This is a genomic window from Exiguobacterium qingdaonense (assembly GCF_018617855.1).
Classification (GTDB): domain Bacteria; phylum Bacillota; class Bacilli; order Exiguobacteriales; family Exiguobacteriaceae; genus Exiguobacterium; species Exiguobacterium qingdaonense.
Window position 1 is genome coordinate 142280 of the sequence record NZ_JACSKY010000002.1, and the last position, 18852, is coordinate 161131.

The following is an 18852-nucleotide window of genomic DNA, read 5'->3' on the forward strand; positions in this document are numbered from 1 at the left end:
TCATATCGGGACCCGCCTTCGGCATTTCATTCCCACAACTTTTAAAAAAAATATTGGAGAATGAAGCTTTCATGGTCGATATATAGGTTGTCAGACCAATAGAGAAGGAGTAGCGAATTCATGAAAAAAAGCATAATGATCAGTACAATCACGGCATGTGCTCTTTGGTTATCCGGCTGTCAGTCGGTAATCGACGACCCGAATGCCACGGTAGAAGAACGTCAAACGATGGGAGTCGTCCTATCAGATGTTGGTCTCGGGGACCAATCGTTCAGTGATGCCGCGATGCGTGGTATGGGTGAACTACGTGAGACAGGAGAATGGTTCGTCGATTATCGTGAGTTATCAGAGTCGGAAACGTACCAAGTAGGATTTGAAGAGTTAGTGAAAGAAGGGCATGACGTGATCGTCGGTCTTGGATTCGCGTGTCAGGAAGACTTAGAAAAAGTAGCAGCAGAGCATCCAGATCAACAATTTGCGCTCATCGATGGCGTGTCATCACTTCCGAACATCTTGAACATCACGTTCGAAGAAGGGGAAGGAAGTGTACTCGCTGGGGCGGTTGCAGGGCTTGAGACGGAGTCAAATAAGATTGGTTTTATCGGTGGGATGGATATTGAACTCATTCAGAAGTTCGAAGCAGGATTTGAACAGGGGGCAAAAGCTGTCAATGAGGATGTCGAGATGCTCGTTGATTTCTCCGATGATTTCGCCTCACCTGAAATCGGACGAAAACTAGCTGAGAAGCAGATTGAAGAAGGAGCGGACATTCTCTATGCTGCAGCAGGTCTTACGGGTGTTGGGGTACTCGAGACAGCTGAAAAATATGGGATTAAGGCGATTGGTGTCGATAGTGACCAATCGATGATTGCACCTGATGCAGTCGTGACATCCATGTTGAAGCAAGTCGATTTGGCAATCGTTGAAATCGCTGGCCGTATCACTGACAAACCATTCAATGACCACGTCATCCTCGGCATTGAAGAGGGGGGCGTCGGCTTGGCACCGCTTCGCCGCATCCAATGGGACGAGAGAGAGACTTCCGAATATGAGTCTGTTGAACGCAAGTTGAAGGAGGGGACACTCTAATGAGTTTACGTAAACGATTTACTTTCTCGACGGTGTTCACCGTTGTCTTAGTCGTTATCATGATGAGCTATGTGTTGTCGACTTTGAATCGTCTGCAGACGTACAATGAGCAGTATGGGAGTCAAATGATCGAACTGTCTCAACTTGAGACGTCGCTCTTACAAGAACAGTCGTTATGGACGTCGCTCGGCGAACAGTCGAATCAATCGACATTGACACAACTTGAACGGATTCGTGTAACGAACGCGGAAACGTTTGAGCAGTTGAAGCAATCTTACTTGATTCCTGCATTCTCGAATCATTTAGACCGTGCCACAATGAAGTATGAACAAGTGAATGAGGATGTCGAGTCTGCATTACGAGGTGGTATTGAAGCACGGATCCAGGCAGCGAAGTTAGAAGGCTTATTAAATGATGTCAATACGTTGATTGCGAAGAACGGTTCATTTTATGAAGCGTTACAAGCAGAAGCGGCAAGCGAAACGGAACGACTGTTATTGATTTCCGTATTGTTGACGGTGCTCGTCATTTTGGCACTTGGCGTTTACAATTTCTTTTTTGCCCGGTCCATCACACGCCCTCTCGAGCGAAACGTGAAAGTGGCCGAAGCCATCGCGGCAGGTCGCCTCGTCACGTTACCAGAATCAAACCGACAGGACGAAATCGGACGTCTAGAACGCGCCATGCGAAACATGACAGTGTCGCTTCAAACCGTGATCGGTTCGATTCGTGTCACATCGGTGCAAGTGAACGGCATGACCGAGACGGCAGCTGCTGAGAACGAAGCGGTCGTCAGTACAACTTCAAACATTACAAACGCTGTCGATGAAATGGCTCACGGGGCACAGTCGATTGCGAATGAGTTGCAAGAAACACTCAGCTCTGTCCATACGATGGCGACCTCATTTGAGACGAGTTTGAATCAAACGAAACAGACGACAGAAGAGACGTCAGAAATGACACGTGAAGTCGCAGCTGGAATTGAGACGTTGACTGATCAAGAACATATTTTAGATCGTTCAAGCGAACGAAACGAAGTGCTCGTTTCGCGGATGGACCACTTTGCAAGACAGACGGCAGAGATTGAATCGATGGCGAAGCTTGTCGAAGATGTCGCTGCTCAGACGAACTTGCTTGCCCTCAACGCGGCAATCGAAGCAGCTCGTGCTGGGGAAGCTGGACGTGGGTTTGCGGTCGTGGCAAGCGAAGTGAAAAAATTGGCAGAAGAAAGCAATAAAGCGACTCGTTCCATCTTCCACGTCGTGGAGACGATTCAACAAGAAGTCGTCCGATTGACAGAAACCGTGAACGAATCGAAACGAGAGCAAGAAGCACAGCTAGAGGCGTTCGGATTGACAAAGAAAGCGTTCAACCGAATCCATGAACGAACAGACCATGTCGCCTCGTTCGTGCGTACGATTGAACAAGAGATGCGTACATCTAGTAATGAGGTAAACAATGTCTTGCGCCGGGTCGAAGAAGTGTCTGGTGTGACGGAAGAATTGGCCGCAGGAAACGAAGAAGTGGCGGCCTCGATGAAAGAGCAGCAGGCGAGCTTTGATCAAATCTTTACGTTAATGCAGGAGTTGGAAGGACAGGCGGCGGCACTCGCCGACCAGGTTCAGCATTTCGAAGAAGAATGATTTAGCGAATAGAAGGATCGGAGACCACGCGTTGGTTTTCCGGTCCTTTTTCAGTTGAGTAGTCTCGTGAAATGAGTGACTGCTCTTCACTACACGCAACGATGTGGCGTGTACCTTCAGTGAAAATGATAAAAAAAAAGACAGGGTTGATCGAAGGAACGTTCTAGGTGAATCATCTAAAGATTCGGCATACTGGACGTAACAGTCGAATCGGGTGGTGAATGTTTTGCAGAGGTGGAAACAAGTCGTCATAGGTGTTGTCGTCGCCTTATTTTTAGGTGTCGGTTATATGTTTTATAAGAAAGAGCCGGAACAACGGGTCATTGATGAGTTCGTGATGGCACCTGAGGAGGTCGTCCCTCCAGTGACAGCGGAACGATTAGAGATTGTCGTCTACGTGACGGGGGCAGTCGAGTCCCCAAACGTCTATCAAGTACCTGAAGGCGCGAGAGTCGGAGACGTCCTCTCATTGGCTGTATTGACGGATGAAGCCGATCCTGAACAACTCAACTTGGCGCAACGATTAGTCGATGGGGTCAAAATCATCGTTCCGAAAAAAGGGGAGACACTGATCACTCAAGACATACCGAATTCAGATATGGAGTCGAACGGTGTCCATGTCAATAGTGCCACGAAAGAAGAACTTATGTCGGTCCCAGGAATCGGTCCGGCAAAAGCCGATGCGATTTTAAATCATTTGAAGCAACACGGTCCGTTCAAAACATATGAAGACTTAGGTGATGTGAAAGGGTTTGGCGAGAAAACACTAGAGAGCATGAAACCGTACTTGTTGGTACCGTAACATGCCATTGTACCCTCTATTTGCGGTGTTGGTCGTGACAGGATTGACAGAAGAGGTGTATATGGTATCCGTAGTATTCGGTGTACTGTTCTTCATCTCACGACGAGGTCAACGATTGTTCGCGAAACTAGGCGTCCTCCTCCTCGTCGTCATCGCCTTTATTCACAGCGATTCGGAAGTTTGGTCGCCGGAAGATTCAATCGTATTTTCCATTGATAGTCGAAAGGATAATGGCAAAGCAGTTCGGTTATATGGGCATGTAGATTCGGTTCAAGGCGTGTTACGAGGTCGTGATTTATCTTTAGGGAGACCAGGAGAGACTTGCCTGATGCAAGTCGAATGGGAGACGTTTCAGCCGTCACGAAACGTCGGAGGATTTGACGAGCAGTCATGGGCGTCGAGTTCGAACAAAACGTTTAAAGGAAAGGTTGAGCGAATTGAACGGTGTCGTCCGACCTCAGGACTTGACGGCCGGATGTTGAGATGGAAAGAAAGGCAACTTCAACATATTGAACAATATTACCGGGCAGATGTGGCATTATATATGGAAGCCTTGTTATTCGGAGAAAGTCGAATGCTTGATGAACAGACATCCTTTTCATATCGTGTGACGGGTCTGCTCCATCTTCTCGTCATTTCGGGCTCACACATAGCGTTGCTAATTGTTGCGCTTCACATCATGTTGCGACGAATCCCGATTCGTCGTGAATCGAAGACCGTTTTAATCATGTTCAGTATAACCGCCTTCGGATGGCTGACGGGCTTTTCACCACCCGTCGCTCGAGCGGTCGTCGTGGCAGACGCGCTTTTATTACTTTCCCTTTTCGGTGTGGCGATTCGAGACCCGATTCGTCTTCTCAGTTGGTGTTCAGCAGGGATGCTTGCCATTCAACCGTTTCTTCTCATGAATCTTGGATTTCAGTTGACAGTCGGCATGACATTTTTTTTATTGGTCACTAGACCGATTTGGACGAATGTATTCGAAATGTCAGTGTTTGCCCAGTTCTTCAGTTTATCCGTCCTTTGGCAAGTGCAGGCGGTACTATCCGTTGCATCGCCGCTACTCAATGTCGTGATGGCCTTTTGCATATCGTGGCTCATCATGCCCCTCGCACTCATCACTTGGATCGTTCCATCTGTTGCTCCATTATTCATGGTCATTTTAGATGCGATTAATGGTTTCTTTTCAGCTCATCATGCAAGTCGTCCGTGGATTCCATTACATGAACTCACATTTTTGCAACAAGTCGGTTTGTGGGTCGGGATATGGGGGAGTTTACTTGTCGTTCATCGAAAACGATGGGTTGGATGGGGGATGATGATTCTGACGTATGTTATGCTCATGACAATTTGTGAGTGGTCCGAATCTCCACGGGTGACATTTTTAGATGTCGGCCAAGGTGATGCGATTGTCGTGGAATCAAAAGATACAATCGGAGTGATTGATGTGGGTGGAGTGTTTCAAGATCCGAGTGAGCAAAAACTGTCTGTCTATGATCCGGGAGCGGACGTAGTGGCGCCTTACATATGGAAGCGGGGGGAACGAGCACTTGACTTCGTCATTCTCACGCACGCTGACCATGATCACATCGGAGGCTTGGAAGGACTGCTAAAGGTCATACCGGTTCGAGAAGTTTGGTTATCTAAACTAGTGGCCAATCCCGAGAAACGAGAGGAGATCCTCCGTTTGATCACGAAATACGGGGCTTTAGTACGTTATGTTGAGGTCGGGGATCGACCCGTGCCATGGATGTGGATTGTGGCACCAGATGGCCCACATGAAGATGAGAATGATCACTCCATCAGTTTGTATATGAACGTAGGTGGTATGGCTTATCTTCTGACAGGTGACTTACCGATCGAAGGGGAAGCCATGTTGCCTACGTTGGATGTCGATGTATTTAAACTGGGGCATCATGGGTCAAACACTTCTTCGAGTGAGGCACTATTAGAACGAACCGACCCAGAATGGGTGATTGCGAGTGTCGGTGCGAGCAATCGTTACGGTCACCCTCACGAGGAGACGTTACAACGGATCGTCGGACGGCGTTTATTGCGAACCGACATGGATGGGATGGTCGTTTGTGAGAAGGGAATATGCCAAGGGCGAATCGAGTAGCACCCGATTAAATATGATACACTAAAAAACGATTGCTCCCCCGGGGCAATCGTTTAATCACTTATAGGCTTAAGAATTTGATGATGACACCGATAAAGAAAATCGTGAAGAAAAAGCCAAATGGGACGATGAAACCGATCGCAGAATCGATGGCGTCGTTACGTTTGCATTGAACGTCATTTTCAAACGGGTTTTCACTCGGTGGTCGTACAGAGTTGATTTGCATAATTTGTCCCTCCTTATCATACTTCCTTTATAAGTATAGCGAATCATGAGAAGATAATCTATGTTTAGATGAGAATAAATTGTGAAAGTGGTGTGTGTTTTGAATGAACCTTGGTTACATAATGGGAAACTAGCGAGCGTTTATGTTCTCCACGGCACCGAAAAGTATCTGTTAGAGACATGGGAACGCGGGATTGTGAAGAGCGCCAATCCATCTGGCGACCAATTCGACGTCATGCAACTCGACCTTCAAGAGACGTCATTAGATACGGCGCTAGATGAAGCGGAAACGGTGCCGTTCTTCAGTGAATATCGGACGGTAGTCGTCAAAAATGCGCAGTTTTTGACAGGAGCGAAGGAAAAGCAAAAACAAAATGTCGATCGACTCGCCGACTATGTCATTCAGCCGGCCAGCTACTCGGTCCTCGTGTTAATCGTCGAGTCAGAAAAGCTCGATGAACGCAAAAAAATTGTGAAACGGCTGAAAGAACGTGCGATTGTTCTTGAGGCAAAAAAGCCGAGTCAAACGGAACTCATGCGTTACGTAAACGATACACTCAGTCAAGAACAACAGAAAATGGAGCGTCCGACGATGGAGCGTCTTTTATTTTTATGCCAGGATGATTGGGGAAAATTAGTTCGCGAACTAGAGAAGCTTCAGTTGTACGCAGGAGCGGGCGCAAGCATTCCGATTGAGATTGTGAATGATCTTGTCCCACGTACGTTAGAAGATAATGTGTTTCAGTTATCGGAACTACTCGTCAAGCGCAGGGCGGATGCGGCGCTTCGATTGGTCCGGGATTTAGAGAAACAAGGTCAAGAGTTGATTGGATTACTCGGTCTGCTGGCGAGACAATATCGGAACATGTACTTGGCAAAACAGTTGACGGAGGCAGGTTACGGGGAGAAACAAATCGCATCTAAGATTGGAGCTCATCCGTATACAATCAAACTGGCAACGCAAGCGAGTCGCGGTTTCTCCGCTAGCCAACTCGCGCAGGCATTGACATTGATTGCTGATGCAGACGAAGCGATGAAGACGGGTCGCGGCGACAAACAGATCATTTTTGATACACTTGTTTGTCAATTGACCTTATTGTGAGGTGAGAAAATGGGACTTGAGCAAGTGGCACTCCGTGACGTGATTCCGCTTCGGCATGAAGTGCTCAGACCAGGTTTGAGTATCGAAACGTGTTATTTCGAAGGAGATGAGGCGCAGACGACACGACATTTCGCGTGGGTGGAGGCAGGTCAGATCGTGTCGGTCGCGACGGTCATGACGTCACCAAGACAAATCGATGGGGAGCCGATATCGTTCCAACTTCGTGGAATGGCGACGGATCCTCGTCTGTCGGGAAAAGGAATCGGTTCTCAATTTTTACAGGCTCTCCACACCGAGCTAGGAAGTTCGTGGTGGTGTAACGCGAGAGAAGTGGCTGTTCGTTTCTATGAGCGAAACGGACTTATACGAGTTGGTGAACCGTTCAATCTCCCGCGTGTCGGTCCTCATTACGTCATGGTATACAAAAAAACAGCCGGCTCCGAATAGGAGGCGGCTGTTTCGTTTAGTCTCTAATTAGAGAGCAGCGATACGAGCTGCGAGGCGTGATTTGTCACGACCTGCCTTGTTTTTGTGGATAAGACCTTTTGATGCAGCCTTGTCAAGTTTCTTCGTAGCGAGGACGAAAGCTTCTTGAGCAGCTTCTTTGTTTCCTTCGAGTACGAGAGCGTCAACACGTTTTACTGCTGTACGCATTGCTGCTTTCTCTTGTGAGTTCGCAACACGACGTTTTTCAGAAGTTTTTGCACGTTTGATTGCTGATTTGATGTTTGCCATTGTTTGTCACCTCCTGAAACAAGAAAGTGTATGTTCTTATTACTTCAAGTAATCATTCAACAGAACAAGCACAATTGTAGCAAACGGTTATATGAAAAGCAACCACTTGATGATTATTCTGAAAACTATCTGTGGTATTGTTGTAGTAGGTCGTACACATTACTTTAGGATTTTGATATAATGACACGGTATGCATGAGAAGGATAGGTGAACCCATATATGAATAAACAAGATTTAGAGAATCGTCAGAAGAAGATTCGTAACTTTTCCATCATCGCCCACATCGACCATGGAAAATCGACACTCGCTGACCGGATTCTTGAAAAAACTGGTGCACTCACGGCTCGTGAGATGAAAGAGCAGACGCTTGACGCGATGGATTTAGAGCGCGAGCGTGGAATTACAATCAAACTAAACGCCGTCAAACTGAATTATACGGCAAAAGATGGAGAAGAGTATATTCTTCACTTGATCGACACCCCAGGACATGTCGACTTCACGTATGAAGTGTCTCGCTCGCTCGCAGCATGTGAGGGTGCGATTCTCGTCGTCGATGCGGCTCAAGGGATTGAAGCACAAACCTTGGCGAACGTTTATTTAGCACTCGATAACGACCTCGAAATCATCCCGGTCATCAATAAAATCGACTTGCCGTCAGCCGATGTCGATCGCGTCCGTCAAGAAATCGAAGACGTCATCGGACTCGATGCAAGCGACGCGGTCCCGACATCTGCCAAGGCTGGTATCGGCATCGAAGAGATTCTCGAACAAATCGTCGAGCTTGTGCCACCACCGACGGGTGACCCGTCGGAACCATTACAGGCATTGATCTTTGACTCGTACTATGATGCCTACCGTGGTGTCGTCGCATCGATTCGAATCGTCAACGGTTCGGTCAAAGTAGGCGACAAAGTACAGATGATGGCGACAGGGAAGACGTTTGAAGTGACGGACCTTGGTGTATCGACACCGAAGCCTGTCTCGGTAAAAGAACTGAACGTCGGTGATGTAGGTACGCTCTCTGCGTCGATTAAAACAGTTGGAGATGTTCGTGTCGGGGATACGATCACGCTTGCGAAAAATCCGGCAACAAGTCAGCTTCCAGGTTACCGTAAAATGAATCCGATGGTGTACTGTGGTTTGTATCCGATTGATGCAGCCAAGTATAACGACCTGCGTGAGGCACTCGAAAAGCTTCAACTTTCTGATGCCGCACTCGAGTTCGAGCCTGAAACATCACAGGCGCTCGGATTTGGATTCCGATGTGGATTCCTCGGGATGCTTCACATGGAAATCATTCAGGAGCGGATTGAGCGTGAGTTCGGGATTGACTTGATTACGACGGCACCATCGGTTATCTATCACGTGACGACGACTTCTGGAGAAGTCATCCACGTCGATAACCCATCGAAGATGCCTGAACAGCAAAAAGTCGAATCGATTGAAGAGCCTTACGTCAAGGCGGCTGTCATGACACCGAACGACTACGTCGGCGCCATCATGGAGCTTTGTCAAAAGAAACGTGGAACGTTCATCGATATGCAATACATCGACACGACACGCGTCAAAATCACGTATGAGATTCCACTCAGTGAAATCGTCTATGATTTCTTCGATCAGTTGAAATCGAGCACGAAAGGCTATGCGTCTCTCGACTATGAGTTGATTGGCTACCGTCAATCGCGTCTCGTGAAGATGGACATCTTGCTCAACAATGAAGTGGTCGATGCACTTAGCTTCATCGTTCACCGCGACTTTGCGTATGAGCGCGGGAAGGTCATCGTTGAGAAGTTGAAGGCGCTCATTCCACGTATGCAATTCGAAGTGCCGGTACAAGCTGCTGTCGGAACGAAAATCGTCGCCCGGTCTACAATTAAAGCGTTGCGCAAAAACGTCCTTGCTAAATGTTATGGAGGAGATATTTCACGTAAGCGGAAACTTCTCGAGAAGCAAAAAGAAGGGAAGAAGCGCATGAAGATGGTCGGGTCTGTCGAAGTCCCACAAGAAGCCTTCATGTCTGTACTTTCAATGGACGAAGAATAAGAACAGTCGCCCTGATCCTTGGATTAGGGCGATTTTTCCTTTCAAGCAGGAAAAGTTTCATCCTGTAAGGAAGTGTACATGCCTAGACAGACTTATAGAGGAGGATACATCGTGTCGACGTATACATACTCTGCAGGCCCGGGCATGCTGCCAAAAGAAGTGATGCAAGAAATCCAGCAACACCTTCTCACATTTGAGTATGAGGGGGTTTCAATACTTGAGACGAGTCACCGTTCGGAGGCTTTCCAACATGTGGTGGACTCACTTGAGGTGAGACTTAGGAGGCTCATGGGCATTCCTCGGCATTATGCGGTTCTTTGGCTTCAAGGTGGGGCGACACTTCAATTTTCAATGATTCCGATGAACTTAAGCAGATGCAACCGTTTCGCCTATGTCGACACAGGGGTTTGGTCTAAGAAAGCGATGGAGGATGCCCGGCGATTTGGAGAGGTCGAGGTCATTCAGCCGATAAGTGACGAGGCGGACGGGATGTCATTCGATTCGAGATCTGCCCAAGACGTCGACTATCTTCATGTGACATTGAACAATACGATTGAAGGAACCCGCTTCACAAACATACCTGAAATGGACATACCACTCGTGGCAGATGCCTCTTCGAACATTCTTGCCGAGAAAATCGACGTTGAACGTTTCGGTGTGATTTATGCTGGAGCCCAAAAAAATATTGGACCTGCAGGATTGACCGTTGTCATCATTCGGCGTGACCTCATTCAATCTCTTTCGTTGCCGAGTTACCTTTCTTATGCGTCACATGAGGACAAGCTATTGAATACACCGGCGACGTTTAGCATGTTTACAGCCGAGCGTGTGCTGAAATGGATTGAAGACCGAGGTGGTGTGGAAGCGATGGAACGATTGAATCGTAAAAAAAGTGAGGTCGTCTACTCTTTTCTAGACCGGTCGAACCATTTCTCATCACTCGTGTCGGGCAATCGACGTTCATTGACGAACATCCCATTTACAACCGGTGACAGTGAAGGAGATGCGGCCTTTCAGCGATTCGCCCTCGAGCGCGGGCTGGTTGAACTCGGAGGTCATCGTTCGGTCGGAGGATTGCGCGCGAGCCTATACAATTCGATGCCGCTCGCAGGGGCAGTGCGCCTCGTCGACGTCATGAGGGAATTCGAGGAGGAGACTTATGTATCACATCAGAACATTTAATCAAATCGCTGCGGCAGGATTGAAGCGATTTGAGCCGAGTGAATATGTCATCAATGCGTCGGGGCAAGCTGATGCTTGGATATTGAGAAGCCATAATGTACATGATGAAGAGATACCATCTTATCTTCTCGCGATCGCAAGAGCGGGTGCGGGAGTGAACAATTTACCGCTCGAATCGCTGGCTAAACAAGGTATCGTTGCTTTTCATACTCCCGGTGCCAATGCGAATGCCGTAAAGGAACTTGTCCTTGCCAGTATGATTCTTTCCGTACGCCCAATCTTCAAAGGATTGACTTGGGTGGGCGAGCAAACGGTCAAGTCACAAGCACAATTAGAACAAGCGATGGAACAACAGAAACGACAGTTCCTCGGGGTAGAGTTGAGGGGAAAGAAAGTGGGGATTATCGGACTCGGAGCCATCGGTGCCTCGCTTGCCAATGATTTGCTCCAACTCGGAGTCGATGTCATCGGATATGACCCTCACCTCTCGGTCGATGCCGCTTGGAATATCTCGAAGCATGTGACGCGTGCGAAACATTTGAGTGAGGTACTCGGAGCGGTCGACTTGTTGTCGATTCACATGCCGTTGACGGATGAAACACGACTTAGCATCGACCGAAGTTGGTTTGAACGAATGAAGCCAGGCATGACCATTTTAAATTTTGCGAGAGGCGAACTCGTGAACGATGATGATTTATTGAAGGCGTTCCATCATCATGTCGGAATGTACGTGACCGACTTTCCTCGTCATACGCTAATCGGTCATCCGCAAGTAATGGCACTACCTCACCTCGGGGCATCGACGAAAGAATCGGAAGTCAACTGTGCGATTCAAGCGGTCGAGACGCTCAAGTTGTATCTCGAGACAGGGAACATTCGTTCATCCGCCAATTTTCCGAACGTCGAGCTTCCTTACACTGGCAAACGACGCCTCGGAATTTTGCACCGAAACGTACCGAACATGGTTGGGCAAATCACGGGAGAACTTGCATCCCATGGATTAAATATCGATAACATGGTCAATCGTAGCCGCGGAGAGATGGCATATACGTTAATTGACCTAGACAACTTCGAGCATGAACCGTTGTCGATTCATGCGCTATATGAAATCAAGGGCGTCATTCGCGTCCGAGAATTTTAAGGAGGATATTATGGTCGTATTCAAACCGTTTAGCCCTTACATGCCAATGCATGCGGAACGTGTCGCAGCAGACCCGTACGATGTCGTATCGTTAGAAGAGGCGAAAGCAATCCTTTCAAAGAACCGTGATTCATTTCTAGCTGTCGATAAGCCCGAAGCACTCCAAGACACCCCCTCTCTTCAAGCGTGGGGAGAACTTGCCCGTCAAGAGCTGGACCACCTCTATGAACGAGAATTGACGGAGCGACCGAATGGTTTTTATATTTATCGTCTAACGTCTGGACAGCGGCAACAAACCGGATTGGTCGCGACTTTCTCCGTGAGGGACTATGAAGCGGGGCGAATCAAGATTCACGAACATACCCGTGAGACAAAAGAACGCGAACGTGTCGAACATGTCCAAGCGACGAAAGCACATACCGGGCCGATTTTACTCAGTCACCCCCCTCACGAAAATTTAAAGCAGATTTTACGTGCGGTAACGGAAGAGGAGCCGTTGTTCTCATTCACAGACGATCGTGGCGTAAAGCATGAGGGCTTCATGATTCCAAACCGTGAACTAGCACGGGTCATGATGATTGGTGCGACCATCCCGTCCATCTATATCGCAGATGGGCATCATCGCGCGAAGGCAGCGGCCGTCGTCTCGGGAATGGGCGGAAACGAGACGCAGCAGAGCGAACGGTCTCATTTTTTAGGTGTATTGTTTCCGAGCGATGAGTTGACCATCTTGCCATATCATCGACTACTGACGAATGTTGCGCCGGAGGAAGTGGAACAGATGATCGAGGGATTGTCATTTTCATATGAGGTGAACTCGGTAGACACGCTCGTTACCCCGAAAGCGCATGGAGTGTTCGGAGTCGCCTATCGAGGTAAATACTACGAGCTGAAGAAACGGAAAGAGGACACTGCTCTCGACGTCGCAATCTTACAGCGCGACATCCTTTCTCCATATTTCAGTGTCGAGGATATTCGTACGGACGCGAGAATCGATTTTGTCGGTGGGAACAAGTCGGTCGCCGAATTAGAGGAACTAGTGAAAGGACAGGACCGATTACTGTTCACTTGTCATGAAACGACGATGTCACAGCTCATGCGAGTGGCAGATAGTGGTGGACAGATGCCGCCAAAATCGACCTGGTTCGAGCCAAAATTAAAGAGTGGTCTGTTCATTCATCGATTCGATTGATTGCGCAGGCTGGAAAGAATGGACGAAAAGCGTTATAAATGGAATGAGAAGAAAGGGGTGGCCTCATTGGCTAAAGCCGTATATCTTCACATTCCTTTTTGTGAACATATTTGTTATTACTGTGATTTCAACAAGGTGTTTTTAAAAAACCAACCTGTTGATGACTATTTAGATGCATTAGAACGGGAGATTGTATTGACGCTCGAAGCGTATCCGACGGAGCGGATCGATACGATCTTTATCGGAGGCGGGACACCGACTGCACTCAACGAAGCGCAGATGGCGAAGCTTATGGACGTGGTCCGGCGACACCTCCTCCCACTCGCCTCGGACGACTTGGAGTATTCTGTCGAGGCGAATCCGAACTTTGTGAGTGCGGAAAAACTCGACACGATGAAGGCCGGGGGTGTCAACCGACTTAGTTTCGGTGTCCAGACGTTCGATGATGGTGGACTCGAACGAATCGGCCGAACGCACCGCGCCGACGATGTGTTCGAGACCGTGAGCGAAGCGGCGAAACGCTTTGACAATATCTCGATTGACCTCATGTTCGGTCTACCAGAACAGACACTTGAACAGATTGACCGTGATTTGAAATTAGCGCTTCAATTGCCGATTCAACACGTGTCCTCCTATTCTTTGATCCTTGAACCGCATACCGTGTTCGCGATTCAAGACCGAAAAGGGAAACTTCGTTTACCTGGTGAGGACGTCGAAGTCGAGATGTACCTCAAAGTGATGGAGACACTTGAACAGAATGGGCTGAAACAGTATGAAATCTCGAATTACAGCCTGCCGGGTCGGGAGAGCCGTCACAATCAAGTGTACTGGCGCAATGAAGAGTACTATGGTTTTGGAGCTGGCTCACATAGTTATTTGAACGGGACACGACGTGCCAACATCGCCCCGATTCCTCACTATATTAAGGCGGAAGGCATACCCGTGAAGCGGGTGACCGAGCTTGAGGAAGTGGAAAAAATGGAAGAAGAGCTGTTCCTCGGTCTACGTATGCGTTCCGGGGTCTCGCTTCAGGTGTTTGATCAAAAGTATGGGGCGTCGCTCGATGATGTGTTCGGTCATGTCATCGACGATTTAGTGAAGAAGTCATTGGTTGAACGGACAAAAACACATATCCGTCTAACGGCATCCGGTTTGCCACTCGCGAATGAAGCATTCGCGGCATTTATCGGAGAAGCAAAACTTGAACATGCCGAATCATAAAAAAATGGACGAGTCCCTCGTGAGGGATTTGTCCATTTTTTGTAGGATTATAAGACGAGGTCACGATAGAGCGGCGTGAGCCGAGCGAATGTATCTTCGACGAGCGCTAGAAACGCATCTTCGTTTTGTAAGATTGATGCGTCTGCTGGTAGTTGTCGACCAATCAAGAAATCGGCTTTTTTGACGGTAGCGAACCGTTCCAATAATGCATGAACGTCTTCATTTGGCGTATCTTCGACGAGAAACGCCTCTTTTTTCATATGGTCGCCCGCGATATGGAAATCGGCGAATGTCGATTTTACATCAATCTGTTGCAAATGTTTCGCAATCGCGTCCTTGTTTGGCATCTCATAGATGAACGCAAGCCAAATGAAGACACGGTCGTCGAAGAGGCCGACTTGCAGATGAGGGTGTTTTTTGTACCCGCGTTTATCGTGACAAATCGACATCCACGTATCTTTCGGTGGATTCACCGTCCGACGTGCGTGCTTTGCGACATGAAGATAAAGGGGAATACCGACATCCGCCTCGAGCTGAGGACCGACCTCATCATAAATGCGATGAAACAGCGGCTGGATATCCGAGCGAATGCCTGACATTCGTGAATCGAGCCCATCGCGTTTGAACACTTCAAATTGTTTTGTTGTAAACATTTTATCACCTCATCATCTATCATAACGAATTGATTTTTCTTTTTCAGGTTTGCCGTCTGAGAAAAAGGTAAAAAAATCAGAGGGGATGAATTGACAAATAGTGAGAACATGATAATATTTGAAGTGTGATTAGCACTCGTTAAATATGAGTGCTAATAAAACGAGGTAACTTTTCTCAGAGAGGAGTGATGTTGTGCTGACAGATCGACAATTGCTCATTCTTCGGGCCATCATTGATGATTATATACAGACCGCTCAGCCGGTCGGCTCACGTACGTTGTCGAAGCGAGATGACTTGACGTTTAGTTCGGCGACAATTCGGAACGATATGGCCGACCTCGAAGACATGGGGTTGATTGAGAAACCACATACTTCCGCAGGTCGAATCCCGTCAGAAATCGGCTATCGATATTACGTGGATCATCTCGTCGAAAAGCAGATGATTGATGAACAGGAAACAGGTCGCTTAGAAGAACGACTGAGACAATCTTCTAAAGAGTCTGAGATTCTGATTCGCCAAGCAGCAGATCTCCTTTCTGATCTGACCAATTATACGACGGTCGCCCTCGGTCCAAATAGCCAAATGGAGACGTTGGCACGTGTGGACTTTATGCCATTAGATGAGCGTCGAGGTGTCGTTCTCATTGTTACCGATCAAGGCCACGTCGAACATCGCACCGTCATGTTCGAATCGCGCGTGGCGCCTGAAGTCATTGAGGAAACGATTCGTCTATTAAATGATCGCCTCGTCGGAACTTCAATCGGACAACTGAAAATTCGAATCGGAGAAGAAGTTGCAAGATTACAGCTTGCCCAAAGACAGCAATATGAAAATATGATGCAACTGATTCAATCAACGGTCGGTATTCAAACGCCATCCTCACTTTATTTAGGAGGAAAGAAAAATATCTTTAATCAGCCTGAGTTTCAAACGCTCGATACGTTACGACCGTTTCTTGAATGGATTGATGAGCAGGACCGATTGACCCATTGGCTCGAATCGTTGCCAAATCGTGAGATTTATGTGAGCATTGGGAGCGAGAATGGAATAGTCGCCCTTCAACATTGTAGTGTCATCACCTCTGATTATACACTTGACGGGGAAACATTTGGTACGATTGCCATGATTGGACCGACTCGAATGGATTATCGTCATGGGGTCCAAATGATGGGACAAATTATTGAAGCGTTGCGACGAACGAAATTAGATGAATGATGGAAAGGAGTTTTACGATGACAGAAAATCATCCAAACAGGCGCGACCAAGAAGACGCGCTTGATGAAAAATCGGTTGACTCAGCGAAGACAGAAGAAACAGAGCAGACTGAACAATCGGAAGTAGATGAGGTTTCAAATGCTGAGATTGTGGAAGAAAGTTCTGAGGGGACGGACTTACAAAAAGAAATCGAAGCGTTGAGAGCGAGTGAGCTTCGGATTCGTGCCGATTTCGATAACTTCCGACGTCGTACGAATGAAGAGAATGCCAAGCGCGTCAAATTTGCTTCTCAGTCTGTCATTGAAAAATTGATTCCACTCATCGACAACTTTGAGCGTGCGCTCCAAGTCGAGGCAACTTCAGAAGATGCGATGCAAATCCAGGCAGGAGTCGATATGATTCACCGCCAGTTGCTTGACGTCTTGAATGCTGAACAAGTTGAAGCGATTGATTCGGTCGGACAGCCGTTCGATCCAAATTATCATCAAGCAGTCATGCAAGAGCCTAGCGACGAGTACGAGTCGGGAATCGTGACGATGGAACTTCAAAAAGGATATACGATGCACGGCCGAGTCATTCGTCCAAGCATGGTAAAGGTTGCAGAATAATACTTAATGAGACGGAGGAATAAATGATGGGTAAAATTATCGGTATTGATTTAGGGACTACTAACTCATGTGTAGCAGTGATGGAAGGTGGCGAAGCGGTCGTCATCTCAAACGCAGAAGGGAACCGTACGACTCCTTCAGTTGTCGCATTCAAAGGGGAAGAGCGCCAAGTAGGTGAGGTTGCGAAACGTCAGGCGATCACGAACCCAAACACAATCCAGTCGATCAAACGTCATATGGGAACATCTCATACAGTCGATGTAGACGATAAGAAATTTACACCACAAGAAATCTCGGCTATCATCTTGCAAAAGTTGAAAAAAGACGCTGAAGACTACCTCGGTGAAACGGTCACGGAAGCGGTCATCACAGTTCCTGCGTACTTCAACGATGCAGAGCGTCAAGCTACAAAAGATGCAGGTAAGATTGCAGGTCTCGATGTAAAGCGGATCATTAACGAACCGACAGCGGCTGCACTCGCGTACGGTTTAGATAAAGGTGAAGACCACACGATCTTAATCTATGACCTCGGTGGCGGTACATTCGACGTGTCAATTCTCGAACTTGGTGACGGTGTATTTGAAGTTGTCGCAACAGCAGGTGACAACCGTCTCGGTGGAGATGACTTTGACCAAAAAATCATCGACTATCTCGTTGCAGAATTCAAAAAAGAGAACGGGATCGACCTCGGGAAAGATAAGATGGCGCTTCAGCGTTTGAAAGATGCGGCTGAGAAAGCGAAGAAAGACCTCTCTGGTGTCACAAGTGCGCACATCAGCCTCCCATTCATTACAGCAGGTGAGGCAGGACCACTTCACTTGGAGATGACGCTCACGCGTGCGAAATTTGAAGAGTTGACGGCCGACCTCGTCGAACGTACGATGGAACCGACTCGCCGTGCATTGAAAGACTCAGGACTCACTCCTTCTGACCTCGACAAAATCATTCTCGTCGGTGGTTCGACACGTATTCCTGCAGTTCAAAAAGCAATCCATGACTTCACGAAGAAAGAACCGTTCAAAGGAGTCAACCCGGATGAAGTTGTCGCACTCGGTGCAGCAATTCAAGGTGGGGTTCTTGCAGGCGATGTGAAAGACGTAGTCCTTCTTGATGTTACTCCACTCTCACTCGGTATCGAGACAATGGGTGGCGTGATGACGAAACTCATCGATCGTAACACGACGATTCCGACGTCTAAATCGCAAGTCTTCTCGACAGCGGCAGATAACCAACCGGCTGTTGACATCCACGTCCTCCAAGGAGAGCGTCCGATGGCACCAGACAACAAGACGCTCGGTCGCTTCCAATTGACGGACATTCCGCCGGCGCCACGTGGTGTACCGCAAGTCGAAGTTAAATTTGATATCGACGCCAACGGGATCGTTCACGTATCTGCGAAAGACCTCGGAACGAACAAAGAGCAATCGATCACAATCCAATCTTCTTCTGGTATCGATGAGGCAGAAATCGAGCGTATGGTGAAGGAAGCGGAAGCGAACGCAGAGGCAGATAACCAACGTAAAGAAGAAGCGGAACTTCGCAACGAAACGGACCAGCTCGTCTTCGCAACAGACAAGGCGATCAAAGACCTCGGTGAGCAAGTAGATGAGGCGGACAAAGAAAAAGCAGAAGCTGCGAAAGAAAAAGCGAAAACTGCTCTCGAAGGTTCGGACCTTGAGGCAATCCGTACAGCCAAAGACGAATTGTCAGCTGTCGTTCAAGAGTTGACGCAAAAAGTATATGCAAAAATGGCTGAACAGCAAGGAGCTGAAGGCGCAGAACCACAAACAGAAGCGAAACAGGACGACGATGTCGTGGACGCGGAATTTGAGGATCTCGACGACCGTAAGTAAACAGCCGTTGTAAAAGGGAGCGCCAAAG

At 47.9% G+C, this 18852-nt stretch carries 17 protein-coding genes; 14 read left to right on the forward strand and 3 right to left on the reverse strand.

Features of this window, described 5'->3' with window-relative positions; genetic code table 11:
• Window positions 1-120 precede the first annotated feature (120 nt).
• The 4 genes from KNP00_RS04090 to KNP00_RS04105 all read left to right on the forward strand — a co-directional run bounded on the left by KNP00_RS04090 (window position 121) and on the right by KNP00_RS04105 (window position 5653).
• Window positions 121-1089 carry a BMP family lipoprotein gene (locus KNP00_RS04090; RefSeq protein ID WP_215142516.1) on the forward strand — a complete coding sequence of 323 codons (969 nt, stop codon included), beginning with the start codon at window positions 121-123 and terminating at the stop codon, window positions 1087-1089.
• A complete protein-coding gene (locus KNP00_RS04095) occupies window positions 1089-2732 on the forward strand; it encodes a methyl-accepting chemotaxis protein (RefSeq protein ID WP_215142518.1) in 1644 nt (547 codons plus the stop codon). Before KNP00_RS04090 ends, KNP00_RS04095 begins: the two co-directional genes overlap by 1 nt.
• Window positions 2733-2949: 217 nt before the next feature.
• Window positions 2950-3534, forward strand: a complete 585-nt coding sequence (locus KNP00_RS04100) for a helix-hairpin-helix domain-containing protein (protein ID WP_338082259.1) — start codon at window positions 2950-2952, stop codon at window positions 3532-3534.
• A 61-nt stretch (window positions 3535-3595) separates the two neighbouring features.
• Complete coding sequence (locus KNP00_RS04105) at window positions 3596-5653, forward strand: DNA internalization-related competence protein ComEC/Rec2 (RefSeq protein WP_215142522.1); 2058 nt, start codon at window positions 3596-3598, stop codon at window positions 5651-5653.
• Window positions 5654-5714: 61 nt separating this feature from the next.
• Here KNP00_RS04105 and KNP00_RS04110 read toward each other — a convergent pair whose 3' ends face one another.
• Window positions 5715-5879 carry a YqzM family protein gene (locus KNP00_RS04110; protein WP_012726678.1) on the reverse strand — a complete coding sequence of 55 codons (165 nt, stop codon included), beginning with the start codon at window positions 5877-5879 and terminating at the stop codon, window positions 5715-5717.
• Between the two features lie 90 nt (window positions 5880-5969).
• Between KNP00_RS04110 and holA the strand changes: the two genes are divergently transcribed.
• Together holA and KNP00_RS04120 are read left to right on the forward strand one after the other, a co-directional pair.
• Window positions 5970-6980, forward strand: a complete 1011-nt coding sequence (gene holA / locus KNP00_RS04115) for a DNA polymerase III subunit delta (RefSeq protein ID WP_338082260.1) — start codon at window positions 5970-5972, stop codon at window positions 6978-6980.
• 9 nt (window positions 6981-6989) lie between these two features.
• Window positions 6990-7427, forward strand: coding sequence for a GNAT family N-acetyltransferase (locus KNP00_RS04120; RefSeq protein ID WP_215142526.1), 438 nt, complete (start codon window positions 6990-6992; stop codon window positions 7425-7427).
• Between the two features lie 27 nt (window positions 7428-7454).
• Here KNP00_RS04120 and rpsT read toward each other — a convergent pair whose 3' ends face one another.
• Window positions 7455-7715, reverse strand: coding sequence for a 30S ribosomal protein S20 (gene rpsT, locus KNP00_RS04125; protein WP_012726675.1), 261 nt, complete (start codon window positions 7713-7715; stop codon window positions 7455-7457).
• Window positions 7716-7934: 219 nt separating this feature from the next.
• Between rpsT and lepA the strand changes: the two genes are divergently transcribed.
• The 5 genes from lepA to hemW all read left to right on the forward strand — a co-directional run bounded on the left by lepA (window position 7935) and on the right by hemW (window position 14494).
• Window positions 7935-9758, forward strand: coding sequence for a translation elongation factor 4 (lepA, locus tag KNP00_RS04130; protein WP_215142528.1), 1824 nt, complete (start codon window positions 7935-7937; stop codon window positions 9756-9758).
• A gap of 78 nt (window positions 9759-9836) precedes the next feature.
• Window positions 9837-10940, forward strand: coding sequence for a 3-phosphoserine/phosphohydroxythreonine transaminase (gene serC / locus KNP00_RS04135; RefSeq protein WP_240542702.1), 1104 nt, complete (start codon window positions 9837-9839; stop codon window positions 10938-10940).
• Entirely contained in the window at window positions 10918-12081 is a 1164-nt protein-coding gene (locus tag KNP00_RS04140; RefSeq protein ID WP_215142530.1) for a phosphoglycerate dehydrogenase, read from the forward strand. Before serC ends, KNP00_RS04140 begins: the two co-directional genes overlap by 23 nt.
• Window positions 12082-12091: 10 nt before the next feature.
• A complete protein-coding gene (locus tag KNP00_RS04145) occupies window positions 12092-13273 on the forward strand; it encodes a DUF1015 domain-containing protein (RefSeq protein WP_215142533.1) in 1182 nt (393 codons plus the stop codon).
• Window positions 13274-13291: 18 nt separating this feature from the next.
• Window positions 13292-14494 carry a radical SAM family heme chaperone HemW gene (hemW, locus tag KNP00_RS04150; RefSeq protein ID WP_240542703.1) on the forward strand — a complete coding sequence of 401 codons (1203 nt, stop codon included), beginning with the start codon at window positions 13292-13294 and terminating at the stop codon, window positions 14492-14494.
• Window positions 14495-14541: 47 nt separating this feature from the next.
• Here the strand turns inward: hemW and KNP00_RS04155 are convergent, their stop codons facing one another.
• Window positions 14542-15147, reverse strand: coding sequence for a DUF1054 domain-containing protein (locus KNP00_RS04155; RefSeq protein ID WP_215142537.1), 606 nt, complete (start codon window positions 15145-15147; stop codon window positions 14542-14544).
• A 193-nt stretch (window positions 15148-15340) separates the two neighbouring features.
• Here KNP00_RS04155 and hrcA point away from each other — a divergent pair, with 193 nt between their 5' ends.
• The 3 genes from hrcA to dnaK are packed head-to-tail and all read left to right on the forward strand — an operon-like array spanning window position 15341 to window position 18824.
• Entirely contained in the window at window positions 15341-16363 is a 1023-nt protein-coding gene (gene hrcA, locus KNP00_RS04160) for a heat-inducible transcriptional repressor HrcA (RefSeq protein WP_215142539.1), read from the forward strand.
• Window positions 16364-16380: 17 nt separating this feature from the next.
• Window positions 16381-16971, forward strand: coding sequence for a nucleotide exchange factor GrpE (grpE, locus tag KNP00_RS04165; RefSeq protein WP_215142541.1), 591 nt, complete (start codon window positions 16381-16383; stop codon window positions 16969-16971).
• A gap of 26 nt (window positions 16972-16997) precedes the next feature.
• Window positions 16998-18824 carry a molecular chaperone DnaK gene (dnaK, locus tag KNP00_RS04170; RefSeq protein ID WP_215142543.1) on the forward strand — a complete coding sequence of 609 codons (1827 nt, stop codon included), beginning with the start codon at window positions 16998-17000 and terminating at the stop codon, window positions 18822-18824.
• The last annotated feature ends 28 nt before the right edge of the window (window positions 18825-18852 follow it).

Excerpts from the sequence above, each read along its gene's own strand:
- KNP00_RS04090 (WP_215142516.1), top strand. The coding sequence starts at position 121 with ATGAAAAAAAGCATAATGATCAGTACAATCACGGCATGTGCTCTTTGG.
- KNP00_RS04095 (WP_215142518.1), top strand. The coding sequence starts at position 1,089 with ATGAGTTTACGTAAACGATTTACTTTCTCGACGGTGTTCACCGTTGTC.
- KNP00_RS04105 (WP_215142522.1), top strand. The coding sequence starts at position 3,596 with ATGGTATCCGTAGTATTCGGTGTACTGTTCTTCATCTCACGACGAGGT.
- KNP00_RS04110 (WP_012726678.1), bottom strand. The coding sequence starts at position 5,879 with ATGCAAATCAACTCTGTACGACCACCGAGTGAAAACCCGTTTGAAAAT.
- KNP00_RS04120 (WP_215142526.1), top strand. The coding sequence starts at position 6,990 with ATGGGACTTGAGCAAGTGGCACTCCGTGACGTGATTCCGCTTCGGCAT.
- rpsT (WP_012726675.1), bottom strand. The coding sequence starts at position 7,715 with ATGGCAAACATCAAATCAGCAATCAAACGTGCAAAAACTTCTGAAAAA.
- lepA (WP_215142528.1), top strand. The coding sequence starts at position 7,935 with ATGAATAAACAAGATTTAGAGAATCGTCAGAAGAAGATTCGTAACTTT.
- serC (WP_240542702.1), top strand. The coding sequence starts at position 9,837 with ATGCCTAGACAGACTTATAGAGGAGGATACATCGTGTCGACGTATACA.
- KNP00_RS04140 (WP_215142530.1), top strand. The coding sequence starts at position 10,918 with ATGTATCACATCAGAACATTTAATCAAATCGCTGCGGCAGGATTGAAG.
- KNP00_RS04145 (WP_215142533.1), top strand. The coding sequence starts at position 12,092 with ATGGTCGTATTCAAACCGTTTAGCCCTTACATGCCAATGCATGCGGAA.
- hemW (WP_240542703.1), top strand. The coding sequence starts at position 13,292 with ATGGACGAAAAGCGTTATAAATGGAATGAGAAGAAAGGGGTGGCCTCA.
- KNP00_RS04155 (WP_215142537.1), bottom strand. The coding sequence starts at position 15,147 with ATGTTTACAACAAAACAATTTGAAGTGTTCAAACGCGATGGGCTCGAT.
- grpE (WP_215142541.1), top strand. The coding sequence starts at position 16,381 with ATGACAGAAAATCATCCAAACAGGCGCGACCAAGAAGACGCGCTTGAT.
- dnaK (WP_215142543.1), top strand. The coding sequence starts at position 16,998 with ATGGGTAAAATTATCGGTATTGATTTAGGGACTACTAACTCATGTGTA.